Raw genomic sequence first — 16,027 nt, 5'->3', positions numbered from 1 at the left:
TGCGACCGCAGGGCCAAAACGGTGCAGCGAGGCCCATTCCCAGCCGGTTGCGGTGGACCGATCGCCCGCGATGTCGCCCCTGTCGACTAACCTGAGCGCGTGCTGGAGGTCCTCGACGCAGAGTCAGTCCGTCGGTGGGTCGTCGTGACCCGAGCGGCCCTCGCCGCGCGACGGGCCGAGATCGACGCGCTCAACGTCTACCCCGTCCCCGACGGCGACACCGGCACCAACATGTACCTCACGCTCGACCAGGCCCTCGACACCGCTCGCACCGAGCAGGAGCGCGCGGGGACCTTCGGTGTGGTGCCGCTGCCGGTCGAGTCGGCCGCCCTCTCGCGAGCGGCCCTGATGTCTGCCCGCGGCAACTCCGGCGTCATCCTCAGCCAGATGATCCGCGGCGTCAGCGAGGTGGTGACGGCCGGCAACCTCGAGGTCGTCGACGCCGACGCGGTCGTCCGCATGGTGCAGCAGGGCGCCATGCGTGCCCGCGAGAGCGTCGTGCGACCGCAGGAGGGCACCATCCTCAGCGTCGCCGACGCCACCGCCCTCGAGGTCGCTCGGGTGCGGTCCGAGGGTGGCACCCTCGGTGACCTGACCAGGGCCGGTGTCGAGGCTGCGCGCACCGCCCTGGGCCGCACCCCCGAGCAGCTGCAGGTCCTCGCCGACGCGGGCGTCGTCGATGCGGGGGGCGCCGGGTACCTGCTCTTCGTCGAGGCCCTCGACCAGGTCGTCCACGAGCTCGGGACACCCTCCCGGTTTGCCGTCGACGAGTTCACCCTCAACCCCTCCCTCGAGCGGCGGGCCGACTGGTCACGCGATCGCGCCGAGGGCGCTGCCGCGCAGGTCCACGAGGGGCCGGCCCACGAGGTCATGTACCTGCTGCACGACGTGAGCGAAGGGGGTGTGGCCAGCCTGCGTCTGCGTCTCGACGAGATCGGGGACAGCGTCGTCGTGTCCACCGCCGAGGACGTGTGCCACGTCCACGTCCACACCGACGACATCGGTGCTGCCCTCGAGGCAGGGCTCGAGCACGGGGCGCCGAAGCGCGTCGCCGTCGCCCTGCTCGAGATCCTCGCCCCGCGCCTGCGCAGCGGGGTCAGCATCGTCGCCTGCGCGGCGGGCCGGGGCATCGCCGCGGTCCTCGAGGAGTCCGGCGCGATCACCGTGGCGTCGGGGCCGGGTCACCGGGCCTCGGCCGGTGAGATCCTCGCCGCGGTGCGGACGACGGGCAGCCAGGACGTCATCCTCCTGCCCAACGACCGCGACACCAGGATGGCCGCTGACGCCGCCGCCCACGCCGCCGAGCAGGAGGGTCAGTCGGTGCACGTCATCACCTCCAGCACGGCAGTCCAGGGGCTGGCCGCCCTGGCGGTCTTCGACCCGGGTGCCTCCACGCAGCACAACGTCCTGGCCATGACGCACACGGCGGCGGCCACCCGGCACGGGGCGGTCACCATCGCCGTCAAGGCGGGTCTGACCAGTGGTGGCCTCTGCGAGGTCGGTGACGTCCTGGGCGTCGTCAGCGGAGACATCACCATCGTCGGGTCCGACACCGAGCAGGTCACCTTCGAGGTCCTCGACGGCATCGTCTCCACCGGCACCGAGCTCGTCACCCTCGTCGTCGGCGAGGGCGCACCCGACGGGCTGGTCGAGGCGATCACCGCACGGATCGAGTCGCGTCGCTCCGGCATCGAGGTCGAGGTCATCGACGGCGGGCAGCGGCACTACCTGCTGCTCCTCGGGGCGGAGTAGTGGCGCAGGAGTCGACCCGGCTCAAGGGTCTGCTCGGCGGGCAGGCAGCGAGCAAGCTGGCCAAGCACCGGGGGATCGAGACCGTCGGGGAGCTGCTCGACTTCTGGCCCCGGCGCTACCGGTCGGCCGACGCCGACCTCGGCCACCCGCGGGTGGGCGACTACCTCGTGGCGGTCGCCCGCGTCGAGACGGCCAATGCCCGGCCGATGGCCAAGCGGCGCGGTCGGATGCTCGAGGTCGTCATCACCGACGGCCGCTCGCGGATGCGGGTGACCTTCTTCGACGCCCGTGGGCACGAGCACAAGCTGCTCCCCGGGCACGAGTTCGTCTTCGCCGGCATGGTCTCCGAGTTCAACCGCCAGCGCCAGCTGGCCCACCCCGGCTACGCGACCCTCGAGGAGGCGGCTGCCCTCGGTGAGCTCGGCGACGCCGACCACAGCGGGCTGCTCCCGATCTACCGGCACGTCCCGGGCGTCCACCCGTGGACGATCACGCGGTGCGTGCGACTGGTCCTGGGCCAGCTCGACGGTGTCGTCGACGTGGTCCCCGAGGCAGTGCGCGAGCGCCGGGGCCTGCTCGAGCGGGGCGCCGCCCTTCGCGCCATCCACGCACCTCGAGGCGACCGGGACGTCACCGCGGGCAAGCGGCGCCTGCAGTTCGAGGAGGCCTTCGTCCTCCAGTGCATCCTCGGCCAGCGCCGCCTCGCAGCGGCCGCCGTGGTCACCCGGGGACGCACCCCGCGCGAGGGCGGGCTGCTGGCCACCTTCGACCAGAGGTTGCCCTTCGACCTGACCGCAGGTCAGGAGCAGGTCGGGGCCGAGATCCTGGCCGAGATGGCCCGACCCACGCCGATGCACCGGCTGCTGCAGGGTGAGGTCGGCTCAGGCAAGACGATCGTCGCGCTGCGCGCGATGCTCGCCGCCGTCGACGCCGGCGGCCAGGCCGTCCTGCTCGCCCCGACCGAGGTGCTGGCGTCGCAGCACGCGGCATCCATCCGCTCCATGCTCGGCGACCTCGCCGAGGGCGGGATGCTCGGTGGCGACGAGCACGCCACCCGGGTGGCGCTGCTGACCGGGTCCATGTCGACCGCCCGTCGTCGCGAGGCGATGCTCGAGATCGCCTCCGGGGAGGCGGGCATCGTCATCGGCACGCACGCGCTCCTCGAGGACAAGGTGACCTTCGCCGACCTGGCGCTGGTCGTCGTCGACGAGCAGCACCGCTTCGGTGTCGAGCAGCGAGATGCGTTGCGCGCCAAGGGGATCACGCCTCCGCACCTGCTCGTCATGACGGCCACGCCGATCCCGCGCACGGTCGCGATGACCGTCTTCGGAGACATGGAGACCTCGACCCTGCGTGAGCTGCCGCGAGGACGCCAACCGATCACCACGCACGTGGTGCCGGTCAACCGACCGGGCTGGGTCGACCGGGCGTGGCAGCGGGTCGCCGAGGAGGTCGCCGCCGGCCGGCAGGCCTACGTCGTCTGCCCGCGCATCGGTGGTGACGACGACGACCTCGACGGCATCGACCTGGTGACCGAGGGCGACGCCGCCGACGACAACGACGACGGCGAGCGGCTCGAGGGGGACGGCGCCGAGCGCCCGGAGCGGCCGCTCGCCGCCGTGGAGGAGGTCGTCGAGACGCTGCGGGCCCACCCGGCCATGGCCGGCCTGACCCTCGAGGTGCTCCACGGGAGGATGGCACCCGAGGACAAGGACGCCGTGATGGCGAGCTTCCACTCCGGCGGTGTCGACGTCCTCGTCTCCACGACGGTCATCGAGGTCGGGGTCGACGTGCCCAACGCCTCGACGATGGTGATCCTCGACGCCGACCGGTTCGGTGTCTCCCAGCTGCACCAGCTGCGTGGCCGCGTCGGGCGCGGCGGCGAGCCCGGGATCTGCCTGCTCGTGACGGCGACCGAGAGCGAGAGCGCCGGCGAGCGCCTGACCTCCATCGCGCAGACCACGGACGGCTTCGAGCTCGCCCAGCTCGACCTCTCGCAGCGCCGCGAGGGTGACGTCCTGGGCACCGCCCAGCACGGTGTGCGCAGCCAGCTGCAGCACCTGTCGGTGCGCGACCACGGCGCGACCATCGAGCAGGCGCGCGAGGACGCCCAGGCGGTCCTCGCGGAGGACCCCGAGCTCGCCGGTCACCCCGATCTGCGCGAGACGATCGACCACTGGCTCGACGCCGAGCAGGCCGCCTACCTCCAAAAGGGCTGATCGCTCCCTTCGCCCGGTGCTCGGCTGCTGCTGCCCGGGTGGATCACGGCCGAGGCGATGGCGCATCATGGACGCGTGACTCGGATCATCAGCGGCGAGGCCGGCGGGCGGCGACTTCGCACGCCCACGGGCGACGGCACCAGGCCCACCACCGACCGCGTGCGTGAGGCGCTCTTCTCGGCGCTCGAGTCGCGCGACGCCATCGACGGCGCGCACGTCATGGACCTCTACGCCGGGTCCGGCGCCCTGGGGCTCGAGGCGGCCAGCCGCGGCGCGGCCAGCGTGCTGCTCGTCGAGTCCGACCGGGGAGCCTCGGCGACCATCCGCGCCAACATCTCCGACCTCGGGGTGTCCGGCGCCCGCCTCCAGTCCTGCTCGGTGGAGCAGGCGCTCAACCGGCCGGCCTCCCTTCGCTACGACCTGGTCCTGGCCGACCCGCCCTACGACGTCACCGAGGAGTCGCTGGCCGCCGTCCTCGAGATGCTGCTGGCCCACCAGTGGCTCGCGCAGGAGCCGGTGATCGTCATCGAGCGGTCCTCCCGGTCGCCCGAGCCGACGTGGCCCGACGGCATCGTCGCCGAGGGGTCGAAGTCCTACGGCGAGACCGTCCTGTGGTTCGCCACGCAGGTTGCACCCGACTACCAGATCTGAGCAGCGTCGCGCGCGTGTCGCAGCCCCCCGGATCGGGTAGGAATGGACCCATGACCGACTACTCGATCCCTCAGCCCACCTCCGGCGACGTCGTCGACCTGATCACCGCCGACCACCGCCTCCTCGAGGACCTCATGCGTGCCATGCGCGACGAGAGCGCTGACCGCGACGCGGCTCGGGTCGCCTTCGCCGACCTGCTCGTCGCGCACAGCGAGGCCGAGGAGGACAACGTCTACCCCAAGCTGAAGTCGAAGAAGGTCATCGACGGCGAGGAGGAGGAGCACGGCGAGAAGGAGCACGCAGCCACCAACGAGGCGCTGCTCAAGCTGCTCCAGGCCAAGGGCACCGACACGCAGAAGTTCGAGGACGCGCTCGAGGCCGTCGCGGAGGTGCTCAATCACCACATCGGCGAGGAGGAGCTGTCGATCCTCAACCCGGCCCGCGAGGACGCCCCCGAGACGACGCGCCAGGAGCTCGGCGAGAAGTGGCTGGCCAAGCGCAACCAGCTGCTCGAGAGCGGCGCGGGCTCGATCGACAACGTCGAGGCCATCGTCAAGAAGGCCTACGACGACGGCTTGCTGCCCAACGACGACCAGCCCGACGAGTGACCCGCGCCGTCTGCCCGGGGTCCTACGACCCGGTGACCATCGGGCACATCGACGTCTTCCGGCGCGCGTCATCGCTCTTCGACGAGGTCGTCGTCGCGATCCTGCACAACCCCGCCAAGCAGGGGACCTTCAGCGTCGACGAGCGGGCCGGCTTCATCCACGACCAGGTCGCCGACCTCGGCAACGTCCGGGTCGAGGCCTTCGCCAACCGGCTCATCGTCGACGTGTGCACCGAGCTCGACGCGCAGGTCCTGCTCAAGGGGCTGCGGGGTGAGACCGACTTCTCCTACGAGTGGCCGATGGCCCTGATGAACCGTCATCTGACCGGGGTCGAGACGCTCTTCATCCCCGGGGACCCGCGCCACGAGCACGTCTCCAGCTCGCTGGTCAAGGAGGTCGCCCGCTTTGGCGGCGACGTCTCCGGCCTCGTCTCCGACGAGGTGCGCGACGCGCTGGGGGAGCGGCTGAAGCGGCCCTGAGGCGGCTCCCTTCGGCCGGTTTGGGGCGAGGGGGAATCGCCGGTAGTCTTGGGCGTCGGTCTACGTCGTCGTGTCGTGGACCGATCTCTTCGGAAACTGGAGCCATGAACCGCAACGCCCCCGCCTCGTCCTTGGTGCTCGATGCCAAGAATGTCGGCCGCAGACCCGGGTCGATGCACGAAGTGGACTTCCAGGCCGAGGCGCCAGCTGATTTCGGCACGGATGTGCTGTCCGTCCCGCAGGGCCAGATGATGGACCTGCAGGTGCGGATGGAGTCCGTGCACGAGGGTGTGCTGGTGACAGGAACGGTCTCTGCCTCGGCGGTCGGACCCTGCGTGCGGTGCCTGGACGATCTCGACCTGCCGGTCAACAATCGCTTCCAGGAGCTGTTCGTGTGGCCGGATCGGGCACAGCACCACCGCGAGGTGGATGCAGAGGCCGATGAGCAGGACGAGCACCAGATCGTGGACGAGAAGATCGACCTCGAGCCGGTGCTGAGGGACGCGGTGCTGCCGAGCCTGCCGTTCCAACCGGTGTGCCGAGATGACTGCCCGGGACTGTGCTCCGACTGTGGAGCCAGGCTCGAGGACGACCCGGACCACCACCATGAGCTGATCGACCCCCGGTGGGCGGCACTCGAGGCACTCGCGCCTCTTGCGTCGCCGTCGGGGGATGTGGACAACGAAGAGAAGAGGAACTGACGTGGCCGTCCCGAAGCGGAAGATGTCGCGCTCCAACACCCGTAGCCGCCGCGCGAACTGGAAGGCGACGCCCACCGCGCTGTCGACCTGCCCCCAGTGCAAGTCGCCGGCGCCGGCCCACCAGGCCTGCCCGAGCTGCGGGACGTACAAGGGTCGCTACTACGCGACCGCAGACCGTACCGAGCACCAGGCCTGAGCTTCCTGTCGCAATGAGCGACAGGACCTCATCGCAGCAGCGGCCCGTCGAGGAGCTCTCCCGATACCTCACCGAGGTCACAGGGGAGCCCGTCGACGAGCCGCTGCTCATGCGTGCCCTCACCCACCGCTCGTACTCCTACGAGCACGGTGGTCTGCCGCACAACGAGCGGCTGGAGTTCCTCGGGGACTCCGTGCTCGGTCTCGTCGTCACCGACCACCTGCACACCACGCACCCCGACCTCACCGAGGGGGAGCTGGCCAAGCTGCGTGCCGCGGTGGTCAACATGCGCGCGCTCGCGCAGGTCGGCCGCACGATCGACCTGGGTGCCTTCGTCAGCCTCGGTCGTGGCGAGGAGACGACCGGCGGTCGCGACAAGGACTCGATCCTCGCCGACACCGTCGAGGCGGTCATCGGGGCGGTCTACCTGTCCACTCCCAGGCCGCGTGGCTTCGACGCCGCCGAGCTGCTCGTCCACTCCCTCCTCGGGCCGCTGATGAGGAGCTCCGCGACCCTCGGCGCGGGACTGGACTGGAAGACCTCGCTGCAGGAGGTCGCGGCAGCCCAGGACCTCGGGAGCGTCCACTACCGCACCAGCGACGAGGGCCCCGACCACGACAAGACCTTCACCGCAGAGGCGATCATCGCCGACGTGGCCCGCGGTCACGGCAGCGGCCGGACCAAGAAGATCGCCGAGCAGGAGGCCGCGGCCGACGCCTATGCCGCGCTCACCGCTGATCAAGCGGCCACCTCCGCCTGACGTGACGCTGGTGCGACATGCCTGAGCTGCCCGAGGTCGAGGTGGTCCGCCGGGGTCTCGCCGACCACGTGAGCGGCCGGACCATCCAGACGCTGGCCCTGAGCGGGCACCGGGTCGCCCGCCGCCACGAGCCCGGTCCGCGGGACCTCGAGGACCGTCTGGCCGGGCGCACGGTCACCGGGGCGCACCGTCGCGGCAAGTACCTGTGGTTGTCGCTCGCGGACGCACCCGAGGCGGTGCCCGACGAGGGCCTCATCGTCCACCTCGGCATGAGCGGCCAGATGCTCGTCACCGGCCCTGACGACCCCGAGGCGCGGCACACCCACGCGCGGGTCCGCTTCGCCGACGAAGGGAGCGAGCTGCGCTTCGTCGACCAGCGCACCTTCGGCGGCTTCGCCCTGGCCGACCTCGTCGACGGCGTGCCCTCGAGCGTCGCGCACATCGCCCTCGACCCCTTCGACCCGCACTACGACCGCGAGGCGGTCGTGCGTGACGTCAAGGCCAGACGCAGCGGCATCAAGCGGGTGCTGCTCAACCAGACCGTCGTCTCGGGCATCGGCAACATCTACGCCGACGAGGCGCTGTGGCGCGCCGGCGTGCACGGGGAGCGCCTGGCCAACGAGCTGACGAAGCCGGCCATCGGACGGCTGCTCGACCACGCGCGCGACGTCATGGCCGAGGCGCTCGCCCAGGGCGGCACCAGCTTCGACGCGCTGTACGTCAACGTCAACGGCGCCTCGGGGTACTTCGACCGGTCGCTGTCCGCCTACGGGCAGGAGGGGCGCCCGTGTCCCCGCTGCGGGGCGACGATGCGCCGCGAGCAGTTCATGAACCGCAGCTCCACGAGCTGCCCCCGCTGCCAGGTGCGTCCGCGCTTCGCTCGAGCCTGAGGACGGGCCCGCCGGTCAGGGGCGGGGGAGCGGCTTGAGCGTGACGGCCTTGCCGGTGTGCTTCGTGGACAGGTCGGCGAAGGCCTTGCGGATGGTCGCCGCGTAGGTGTGCGCACCACCGAGCGACGGGTGGATCCCGTCGGCCTGCAGGTCCTCGGCGGCCACGGCCGAGTCCCAGTCGGCGAGAGCGACATTGGGGTGCTTGTCGGCGATCTTCTTCAGCGCCGCGTTGTCGTCGTCGATGCGTGAGAGACGATCGGCGTGCAGGTTGACGATGACGACCATGCGGTCGTCCCCGATCTCGGCGAGGATCGCCTCGACGGTCTCGGGGTCGGTGCCGGCGTTGGTCCCGAAGGCGAGGACGACGGCCCGGCGCAGGGACGTGCCGGCCGACCCCACGGCGGCCAGCCCGTCGCTCCAGCGGCGGTTGGAGCGGGCGTCGATCTGGATGCCGGGGAAGTAGTACTCGAGGGCCGGGACCGAGCCGACGACCATCGAGTCGCCGAAGACGTCGATCTCGTCCCCGGTCGGCATCGTGAAGCTCTTGGTGCCGGAGAAGGTGGGGGCGGGCTCGGTCTTGCGCGGGGCGGCCGCCCGCGCCTGGTTCTGCTCGATGGTCCGCTGGGTCGTCGTGGTGTCCGGCGCCGTCACGAGGACGACACCCAGGACCAGGGCACCGGCGACGACGCCCCCGAGGACGATGCGGCGGGTGCGCACGGACCGCAGCAGGGCGAAGGCGCCGAGGATCCGGCGGCCGGTCTCGCGGAAGCCCAGTCGTCGTACCGGTGTCTCGACGAAGCGGAAGGACAGGTCGGCCACGGCGAGGGTCACGACGACCGCCCACACCCGGGTCCACACGAAGCCCGGGGTGCCCGCGTTGGTCGGGATGTCCTGGGCGACGATGAGGATGACCGGCCAGTGCCACAGGTAGATGCCGTAGGAGCGCTGACCGATCCAGGCCAGCGGCGGCAGCTCGAGGACTGCGCGCACCTTCCCGGGCCGCTCCACGGCGGCGAGCAGGAGGACGGCGGTGGCCACGGAGACGAGCGGGATGCCCAGAACGAAGGTCCAGGCGTGCTCCTCTCCGGCCAGCAGGAAGAGCGCGGCGATGGTGGCGATCGCCCCACCGACGAACCAGCGACGGTGGGCGCCCCAGCGGGGGTTGGTCGTGTAGGCGCGAAGGGGGCCGGTCCAGACGATCGCCAGGGCCGCCCCGAGCATCAGACCGAAGAGGTGGGTGTCGGTGCCGTAGTAGGCGCGGGTGGCATTGGCCCCGTCGTGGGTGAGGGCCATCAGGACGGCGGAGGCGACGCCGACGCCCAGCACGATCGTGGCGAGCGCGCCCTCGGTGAGAGCGAAGCGGCGGTGGAGCGTCAGCAGACCGAGCATCACCAGCGGCCAGAAGAGGTAGAACTGCTCCTCGACCGCGAGGCTCCAGAAGTTCATGAAGAGCTGCGGCGAGGTGGCGGCGAAGTAGTTGCTGCCCTGGGCGATCTCGAGCCAGTTGGTGGAGAAGGTCAGGGCACCGAGCGCCTGGCGGCGCACCCCGACGAGCAGGTCGGCCTCGACGGTGCGGGCGATGAGGATCGCGGCCGGCACGACGACGAGGAGCGCCGGCAGCAGCCTGCGGGCCCGGCGGGTCCAGAAGCCGCGCAGGTCGACGCGCCCGGTGTCACGGCGCTCCCGCACGAGGAGCGTGGTGATGAGGAAGCCGGAGATGACGAAGAAGACGTCGACGCCGAGGAAGCCTCCGGGCAGCCACGAGGGATCGAGGTGGAAGACGACCACCGCGATGACCGCGAGGGCACGCAGGCCGTCGAGTCCGGCGAGGTGCCCACGAGGGGATCGACGAGCACGCGTGGTGCTGACGTCGGGGGTGGCCGCGGCGGGCTCCGAGGTGACCTCGACGTCGGCGGTGGCGGTTGGCTGACCCACGCGGTCGACGCTATGCACTCGCGGGGTCAGGGTGGGGGAGGCGCACCGCAGGACCGGTAGTTTTGCGGGCATGAGCAGCACGGAGCGCGCGACCTTCTTCGTCCGTGGTCGGGTTCAGGGAGTCGGCTTCCGGTGGTGGACCCGAGCCCGGGCCCTCGAGCTCGGCCTCGTCGGTCATGCCCGCAACATGGACGACGGGAGGGTCGAGGTCGTGGCGGAGGGTCCCCCTTCGGCGCTGGAGCAGATCGAGGAGCTGCTGCGCGAGCAGCCCTCCACCACACGGCGACCCGGCAGCGTCACCTCCGTGGTCCGGCAGGACGCCAGCGCGAAGGGAGGGATCGCCGGCTTCGTCGAGAAGTGAGCCTCCCTGTGGAAAACCGCGGACCGCAGACCGCCCTCATCGATAGCGTCGTCAGCAGGGCGGCCACCGTGGTCGACGGTCGAAGGGGGAGACATGGACACCGAGGCGGCGCTCACCGCGTTCAGGGACCAGACGCGTCAACGGATGGCGATGGGCATCCGCGAGCTCGGGGTGTGGAACACGTACGTGGGTGGGGACTGCGAGTGCGGCACGTGTGCGGCGGTGCCCGCAGATGCTCGTGACGACGACGTGGCGGCGGAGAGGCCGCCCTTCGCCTACACCACCGGGCTGCACGGCGTGGGGCATCCGGAGCTCCTGGTCTTCGGGTTGTCCCCCGCGTCGGCCTGCGGCGTCCTCAATGCCGTCTCCGGGTGGGTGCACGCGGGACGCGACTTGGTGCCCGGTGAGCTGGTCGAGCTCGACGGACGATCGCTGCTCATCGAGGCCGTACCCAACCCCGGCGAGATCTTCTTCGCGGCCAACGGCTTCTACGAGCGGCCGCCCGAGTTCTCGGTGCTCGGGCTCCAGGTGACGTGGTCGGACGAGGCCGGGCGCTTCGCCTGGGAGGACGGGAGCCTGCTCGACCCCGCCGACCAGCCCCGACCCGGGGAGTTCCGGGCGTAGGCGTGACCTAGCCTTGACCGGGTGAGCGAGACACATCCCGAGCTGCTGCGGCTGCGCCAGTCCATCGACAACATCGACGCCGCCCTGATCCACCTGCTGGCCGAGCGCTTCAAGGCCACCCAGAGCGTGGGCATGCTCAAGGCCAGCATCGACCTGCCTCCGGCCGACCCGGCTCGCGAGGAGCGGCAGATCGCCAGGCTGCGCGGTCTGGCCCACGACGCGGGCCTGGACCCCGTCTTCGCGGAGAAGTTCCTGAACTTCGTCATCGCCGAGGTCATCCACCATCACGAGCAGATCGCGGGGCGCCAGGCCGACTCCGCAGAGGACGCAGACGCATGATCGAGCTGAAGACCCCACAGGAGATCGAGGCCATGCGGCCCGCGGGACGTCTCGTGCGTGACGTGCTGCAGCGGCTCACCGAGACGGCCACGGTGGGCACCAACCTGCTCGAGCTCGATGCGCTCGCGCACGACATGATCCGTGCTGCCGGAGGGAGCTCCTGCTACATCGACTACCACCCCTCCTTCGGGGCCAGCCCCTTCGGCAAGGTGCTGTGCACCTCGGTCAACGACGCCGTCCTGCACGGTCTCCCGCACGACTACCGGCTCCGCGACGGCGACCTGCTCTCCGTCGACTTCGCCGTGTCCGTGGGCGGTTGGGTCTGCGACGCCGCCCGCTCCTTCGTCGTCGGCACCCCCGACCCGGAGGACCTGCGCCTGATCGACACCACCGAGCGGGCGCTGGCTGCCGCGATCGAGATCGCCCGACCCGGCAAGAAGATCGGCGACATCGGCGCTGCCATCGCCGGCATCGCTCGCGCAGAGGGCTACTCGATCAACACCGACTTCGGTGGCCATGGCGTCGGCCGGGAGATGCACGGGGACCCGCACATCTCCAACGACGGTCGCGCGGGCCGCGGGATCCCGCTGCGGCCCGGCCTGACGATCGCCATCGAGCCGTGGTTCCTCGCCACCACCGACGAGATCTTCACCGACCCCGACGGCTGGACCCTGCGCAGCGCCGATGGCTCCCGCGGCGCCCACAGCGAGCACACCATCGCGATCACCGACGGCGACCCGATCGTCCTCACCGCCTGACGCCCGGGTCCGTCGCCGATCCCCCCGGCCAGCGCAGCAGCGGGCCCCGAGCGGGGCCCGCCACGTAGAGTGGCCCGGATCGTCCGCCGTCAGCCCGAGGAGCGTCCCGCTCGTGTACGTCAAGAGCCTCACCCTCAAGGGCTTCAAGTCGTTTGCCTCGGCGACCCACATGCGTCTCGAGCCCGGGATCACCTGCATCGTCGGGCCCAACGGCTCGGGCAAGTCCAATGTCGTGGACGCCCTCGCGTGGGTGATGGGGGAGCAGGGGGCCAAGACCCTGCGCGGCGGCAAGATGGAGGACGTCATCTTCGCCGGCACGACCGGCCGGGCGGCGCTGGGGCGCGCCGAGGTGACGATGACGATCGACAACACCGACGGTGCGCTGCCGATCGACTACTCCGAGGTGACGATCAGCCGCACGATGTTCCGCAACGGCGGCTCGGAGTACGCGATCAACGGCACCTCCTGCCGACTGCTCGACATCCAGGAGCTGCTCTCCGACTCCGGGATCGGCCGCGAGATGCACGTCATCGTCGGTCAGGGGCAGCTCGACGCGGTCCTGCGCGCGACCGCTGAGGAGCGGCGCGGGTTCATCGAGGAGGCCGCGGGCGTCCTCAAGCACCGCAAGCGCAAGGAGAAGGCGATCCGCAAGCTCGACGGGATGGAGGCCAACCTCTCCCGGGTGGCCGACCTGACCACCGAGATCCGTCGCCAGCTCGGGCCGCTCGGCCGCCAGGCGGAGACCGCCCGCAAGGCCGTCGTCATCCAGGCCGACGCCCGTGATGCGCGCTACCGGCTGCTCGCCGACGACCTCGTGCGGATGACCTCCGCCCTCGAGCAGGAGGTCGCCGACGAGCAGGCCATGCTCGAGCGGCGCAAGACCCTGGAGCAGGCGGTCCTCGCCGCCCGCACCCGCATCACCGAGCACGAGGAGGCGGGTGCCGCCGCGGCCGCCGACCTCGCCGCCGCCCAGCAGCGGGCCGTGCGCCTGGCCTCGCTCGGCGACCGCCTCACCGCCACCGCGTCGTTGGCCGCCGAGCGGGTGCGCCTGCTCGGGCAGGACGAAGAGGTCGAGACGACCAGCGGTCGTGACCCCGAGGCGCTGCGCGCCCAGGCCGCGCAGGCACGGGCCGACGAGGACGCACTGCGCGCCGAGATCGCGCGGATCACCGAGGAGCTCGCCGAGGCCGTGGCCGCCCGCGAGGGTCTGGAGAAGGCCTTCACGGCCGAGCAGCAGCGCATCGCGGCCCTCGCCCAGCGAGCGGCCGATCGTCGTGAGGGACTGGCCCGTCTGGCCGGCCAGGTCGGTGCTCGTCGTTCCCGGATCGAGGCCCGCGAGGCCGAGGTCGGACGCCTGGAGGAGAGCGTCGCCACCGCTCTCGCCCGGGCCAGCGAGGCGGAGCGTGAGTTCCACCGCCTCGAGGGCACGATCGCCGACGAGGAAGGGAGCGAAGAGGGCCTTGACGAGGTGTACGAGCGCGCGACCGACGCCCACGACTCCGCCGCTGACGAGGTCGAGCGGATCGTCGAGGCCGGTCGCACGGCTGACCGTGACCGCCAGTCGGCCCAGGCCCGCCTCGAGGCCCTCGAGCTGAGCCTGCGCCGCAAGGACGGGGTCGAGGCGCTGCGTGAGGCAGCCGACGGCGAGCACGAGATCCTCGGCTCGGTCGCCGAGCTGATCACGGTGAGTGGTGGCCACGAGGCCGCCGTCGCCGCAGCCCTGGACCAGGCCGGCAACGCGCTCGCCGTGGGCAGCATCGACGCCGCGGCGCGTGCGGTCGAGCGGCTGCGCGCGGACGACTCCGGCCGGGCGACCCTCGTCGTCGGGGCCACCGCACGCCCCTCCGACCGCGCCGGCTGGCCCGGGCTGCCCGAGGGTGCCGTGTGGGCCAGTGACGTCGTCGAGGCGCCCGACGGGGTGCGCCCCGCGGTCGAGCAGGTGCTCGAGCGCGTCGCCATCGTCGCGGACACCCCTGCCGCGCTGGCCCTCCTGGCCGAGGTCGGTGACCTGACGGCGGTGACCCGGGACGGCGACGTCTACGGACCCGGATTCGTGCGGGGCGGGTCGAGCGCTGCTCCCAGCCTGCTCGAGCTGCAGGCCGCCGTCGACGAGACCCGGGCGACCTTGCAGGACGCCACGCACAGGAGCGAGCAGTCGACCTTCGCCCTCACGACGGCCAAGGCCGTGCTGGCCGAGCGACGCGAGGCCCTGGACGCTGCCATGGAGGCGCTGCACGAGTCCGACGCCCGGATGGCTGCCGTCGCCGAGCAGCTCGGCGGGCTGGGCACCACGACCCGCACTGCGCGGGCCGAGGCCGAGCGCACGCGCGTCAAGATCACCGACATCACCACCGCGTTGGAGGCCGACAAGAGCGAGCTCGCCGAGCTCGAGCAGCGACTCGAGGACGCCTCCGCGGCACCCACCGAGGACGACGGCGAGGAGCCGGCCGACGACCGCGAGCGTCTCGAGCTGGAGGCGAGGTCGGCCCGCACCGCGGAGACCGAGGTGCGTCTCGCCCTTCGTACCAAGGAGGAGCGCGCCCGGTCGCTGCACGGTCGGGCCGAGTCGCTCGAGGGCGCTGCCCGCAACGAGATCGCCGCGCGCGAGCGGCTGCGGGCCCGACGGGAGCGCCGTCGCCGCGAGGCCGAGGTGGCTGCCGCCGTCGAGATCGCCGCTCGCTGGTCGGCTGAGCGCATCACCGCTGCCGCCACCGTCGCGGCCCAGCAGCGCGACAGCGGGGAGGCCGCTCGCGTGGAGCGCGACGAGGCCCTGCGGGGACTGCGCACCGAGCTGACCGGCCAGCAGGACGCGCTGCGCGAGCTGACCGACGAGGTGCACCGCGACGAGGTCGCGCGGGCCCAGCAGATCGCCCGGATCGAGCAGCTGCAGGCCAAGGCGATCGAGGAGCTGGGCGTCGACCCCGACGCCCTGATGGAGGAGTACGGCCCCCACCAGCTCGTCCCGCACGTCGCGGGACCCGACGAGAACCCGGATGCGGAGGACTTCCCGCAGCCGCAGCCCTATGTGCGCGAGGTCCAGGAAAAGAGGCTGCGCACCGCCGAGCGTGGGCTCAAGGCGTTGGGCAAGGTCAACCCGCTGGCGCTCGAGGAGTTCGCTGCCCTCGAGGAGCGGCACACCTTCCTCACCACCCAGCTGGAGGACCTGCGGCAGTCCAAGAAGGACCTGCTGTCGATCGTCGCCGAGATCGACGAGCGCGTGGAGCAGGTCTTCTCCGAGGCCTTCGCCGACACAGCCGAGCAGTTCGAAGGGGTGTTCTCCCGCCTCTTCCCCGGGGGAGAGGGGCGGCTGATCCTCACCGACCCGAGCAACATGCTGACCACCGGGATCGAGGTCGAGGCGCGGCCGCCGGGCAAGAAGGTCAAGCGTCTCTCCCTGCTCTCGGGAGGCGAGCGATCGCTGGTCGCGGTGGCCCTGCTCGTGTCGATCTTCAAGGCGCGGCCCTCGCCCTTCTACATCATGGACGAGGTCGAGGCGGCCCTCGACGACACCAACCTCGGCCGCCTGATCATGCTCTTCGAGGAGCTGCGTGACTCCAGCCAGCTGATCGTCATCACCCACCAGAAGAAGACGATGGAGGTCGCGGACGCGCTCTACGGCGTCTCGATGCGTGGCGACGGCATCACCACCGTCGTCAGCCAGCGGCTGCGCGATGTCGCACCGGAGGGTCGGGAGCAGCCAACCGACCTGCCATCGGCCCAGTCCGTCGAGGTCTAGTCGGCGGGTCGGGTTGAG

The 16,027-nt window shown here is 71.6% G+C and carries 15 protein-coding genes; 14 read left to right on the top strand and 1 reads right to left on the bottom strand.

What is annotated here, in order from left to right:
* Positions 1-99 precede the first annotated feature (99 nt).
* The 9 genes from EXU32_RS09970 to mutM all read left to right on the top strand — a co-directional run bounded on the left by EXU32_RS09970 (position 100) and on the right by mutM (position 8,256).
* A complete protein-coding gene (locus EXU32_RS09970; protein WP_130629770.1) occupies positions 100-1,752 on the top strand; it encodes a DAK2 domain-containing protein in 1,653 nt (550 codons plus the stop codon).
* Positions 1,752-3,971 (top strand): ATP-dependent DNA helicase RecG, encoded by a 2,220-nt coding sequence (locus EXU32_RS09965; RefSeq protein WP_130629769.1) that lies wholly within the window; start codon positions 1,752-1,754, stop codon positions 3,969-3,971. The genes EXU32_RS09970 and EXU32_RS09965 overlap by 1 nt, the downstream gene beginning before the upstream one ends.
* A 75-nt stretch (positions 3,972-4,046) precedes the next feature.
* On the top strand, positions 4,047-4,622 hold the full coding sequence (gene rsmD / locus EXU32_RS09960; RefSeq protein ID WP_130629768.1) for a 16S rRNA (guanine(966)-N(2))-methyltransferase RsmD: 576 nt from the start codon (positions 4,047-4,049) through the stop codon (positions 4,620-4,622).
* Between the two features lie 50 nt (positions 4,623-4,672).
* A complete protein-coding gene (locus EXU32_RS09955) occupies positions 4,673-5,230 on the top strand; it encodes a hemerythrin domain-containing protein (protein WP_130629767.1) in 558 nt (185 codons plus the stop codon).
* Entirely contained in the window at positions 5,227-5,709 is a 483-nt protein-coding gene (coaD, locus tag EXU32_RS09950) for a pantetheine-phosphate adenylyltransferase (protein ID WP_130629766.1), read from the top strand. The genes EXU32_RS09955 and coaD overlap by 4 nt, the downstream gene beginning before the upstream one ends.
* A 104-nt stretch (positions 5,710-5,813) precedes the next feature.
* Positions 5,814-6,410: a YceD family protein gene (locus EXU32_RS09945; RefSeq protein ID WP_165399638.1), complete on the top strand. Its 597-nt coding sequence runs from the start codon at positions 5,814-5,816 to the stop codon at positions 6,408-6,410.
* A gap of 1 nt (position 6,411) precedes the next feature.
* The gene (gene rpmF, locus EXU32_RS09940; protein WP_007927847.1) at positions 6,412-6,606 is read left to right on the top strand and encodes a 50S ribosomal protein L32; all 195 of its coding nucleotides are present in this window, start codon (positions 6,412-6,414) and stop codon (positions 6,604-6,606) included.
* A gap of 13 nt (positions 6,607-6,619) precedes the next feature.
* Positions 6,620-7,366, top strand: coding sequence for a ribonuclease III (gene rnc, locus EXU32_RS09935; RefSeq protein WP_130629765.1), 747 nt, complete (start codon positions 6,620-6,622; stop codon positions 7,364-7,366).
* Between the two features lie 17 nt (positions 7,367-7,383).
* Positions 7,384-8,256 (top strand): bifunctional DNA-formamidopyrimidine glycosylase/DNA-(apurinic or apyrimidinic site) lyase, encoded by an 873-nt coding sequence (gene mutM / locus EXU32_RS09930; RefSeq protein WP_130629764.1) that lies wholly within the window; start codon positions 7,384-7,386, stop codon positions 8,254-8,256.
* A gap of 15 nt (positions 8,257-8,271) precedes the next feature.
* On the opposite strand, the gene EXU32_RS09925 is transcribed toward mutM, so the two are convergent.
* Complete coding sequence (locus EXU32_RS09925) at positions 8,272-10,191, bottom strand: acyltransferase family protein (protein WP_130629763.1); 1,920 nt, start codon at positions 10,189-10,191, stop codon at positions 8,272-8,274.
* A 70-nt stretch (positions 10,192-10,261) separates the two neighbouring features.
* Here EXU32_RS09925 and EXU32_RS09920 point away from each other — a divergent pair, with 70 nt between their 5' ends.
* From EXU32_RS09920 to smc, 5 genes are all read left to right on the top strand, one after another.
* A complete protein-coding gene (locus EXU32_RS09920; RefSeq protein ID WP_130629762.1) occupies positions 10,262-10,552 on the top strand; it encodes an acylphosphatase in 291 nt (96 codons plus the stop codon).
* A 93-nt stretch (positions 10,553-10,645) separates the two neighbouring features.
* Positions 10,646-11,176: a DUF4262 domain-containing protein gene (locus EXU32_RS09915; protein WP_130629761.1), complete on the top strand. Its 531-nt coding sequence runs from the start codon at positions 10,646-10,648 to the stop codon at positions 11,174-11,176.
* Positions 11,177-11,197: 21 nt separating this feature from the next.
* On the top strand, positions 11,198-11,515 hold the full coding sequence (locus tag EXU32_RS09910) for a chorismate mutase (protein ID WP_130629760.1): 318 nt from the start codon (positions 11,198-11,200) through the stop codon (positions 11,513-11,515).
* Positions 11,512-12,273: a type I methionyl aminopeptidase gene (gene map, locus EXU32_RS09905; RefSeq protein WP_130629759.1), complete on the top strand. Its 762-nt coding sequence runs from the start codon at positions 11,512-11,514 to the stop codon at positions 12,271-12,273. The genes EXU32_RS09910 and map overlap by 4 nt, the downstream gene beginning before the upstream one ends.
* 112 nt (positions 12,274-12,385) lie before the next feature.
* Positions 12,386-16,009: a chromosome segregation protein SMC gene (gene smc / locus EXU32_RS09900; RefSeq protein WP_130629758.1), complete on the top strand. Its 3,624-nt coding sequence runs from the start codon at positions 12,386-12,388 to the stop codon at positions 16,007-16,009.
* Positions 16,010-16,027 lie beyond the last annotated feature (18 nt).

Origin of the sequence: Janibacter limosus (assembly GCF_004295485.1) — a bacterium.
In the GTDB taxonomy this organism is placed as follows: domain Bacteria; phylum Actinomycetota; class Actinomycetes; order Actinomycetales; family Dermatophilaceae; genus Janibacter; species Janibacter limosus_A.
Note: the sequence above shows the minus strand (reverse complement) of the source record. Positions and strands in the feature narration are given on the sequence as shown.

What these genes read in the sequence shown, in the direction of transcription:
- EXU32_RS09955 (WP_130629767.1), top strand. Translation starts at nt 4,673, where the DNA reads ATGACCGACTACTCGATCCCTCAGCCCACCTCCGGCGACGTCGTCGAC.
- EXU32_RS09945 (WP_165399638.1), top strand. Translation starts at nt 5,814, where the DNA reads ATGAACCGCAACGCCCCCGCCTCGTCCTTGGTGCTCGATGCCAAGAAT.
- rnc (WP_130629765.1), top strand. Translation starts at nt 6,620, where the DNA reads ATGAGCGACAGGACCTCATCGCAGCAGCGGCCCGTCGAGGAGCTCTCC.
- mutM (WP_130629764.1), top strand. Translation starts at nt 7,384, where the DNA reads ATGCCTGAGCTGCCCGAGGTCGAGGTGGTCCGCCGGGGTCTCGCCGAC.
- EXU32_RS09920 (WP_130629762.1), top strand. Translation starts at nt 10,262, where the DNA reads ATGAGCAGCACGGAGCGCGCGACCTTCTTCGTCCGTGGTCGGGTTCAG.
- EXU32_RS09915 (WP_130629761.1), top strand. Translation starts at nt 10,646, where the DNA reads ATGGACACCGAGGCGGCGCTCACCGCGTTCAGGGACCAGACGCGTCAA.
- map (WP_130629759.1), top strand. Translation starts at nt 11,512, where the DNA reads ATGATCGAGCTGAAGACCCCACAGGAGATCGAGGCCATGCGGCCCGCG.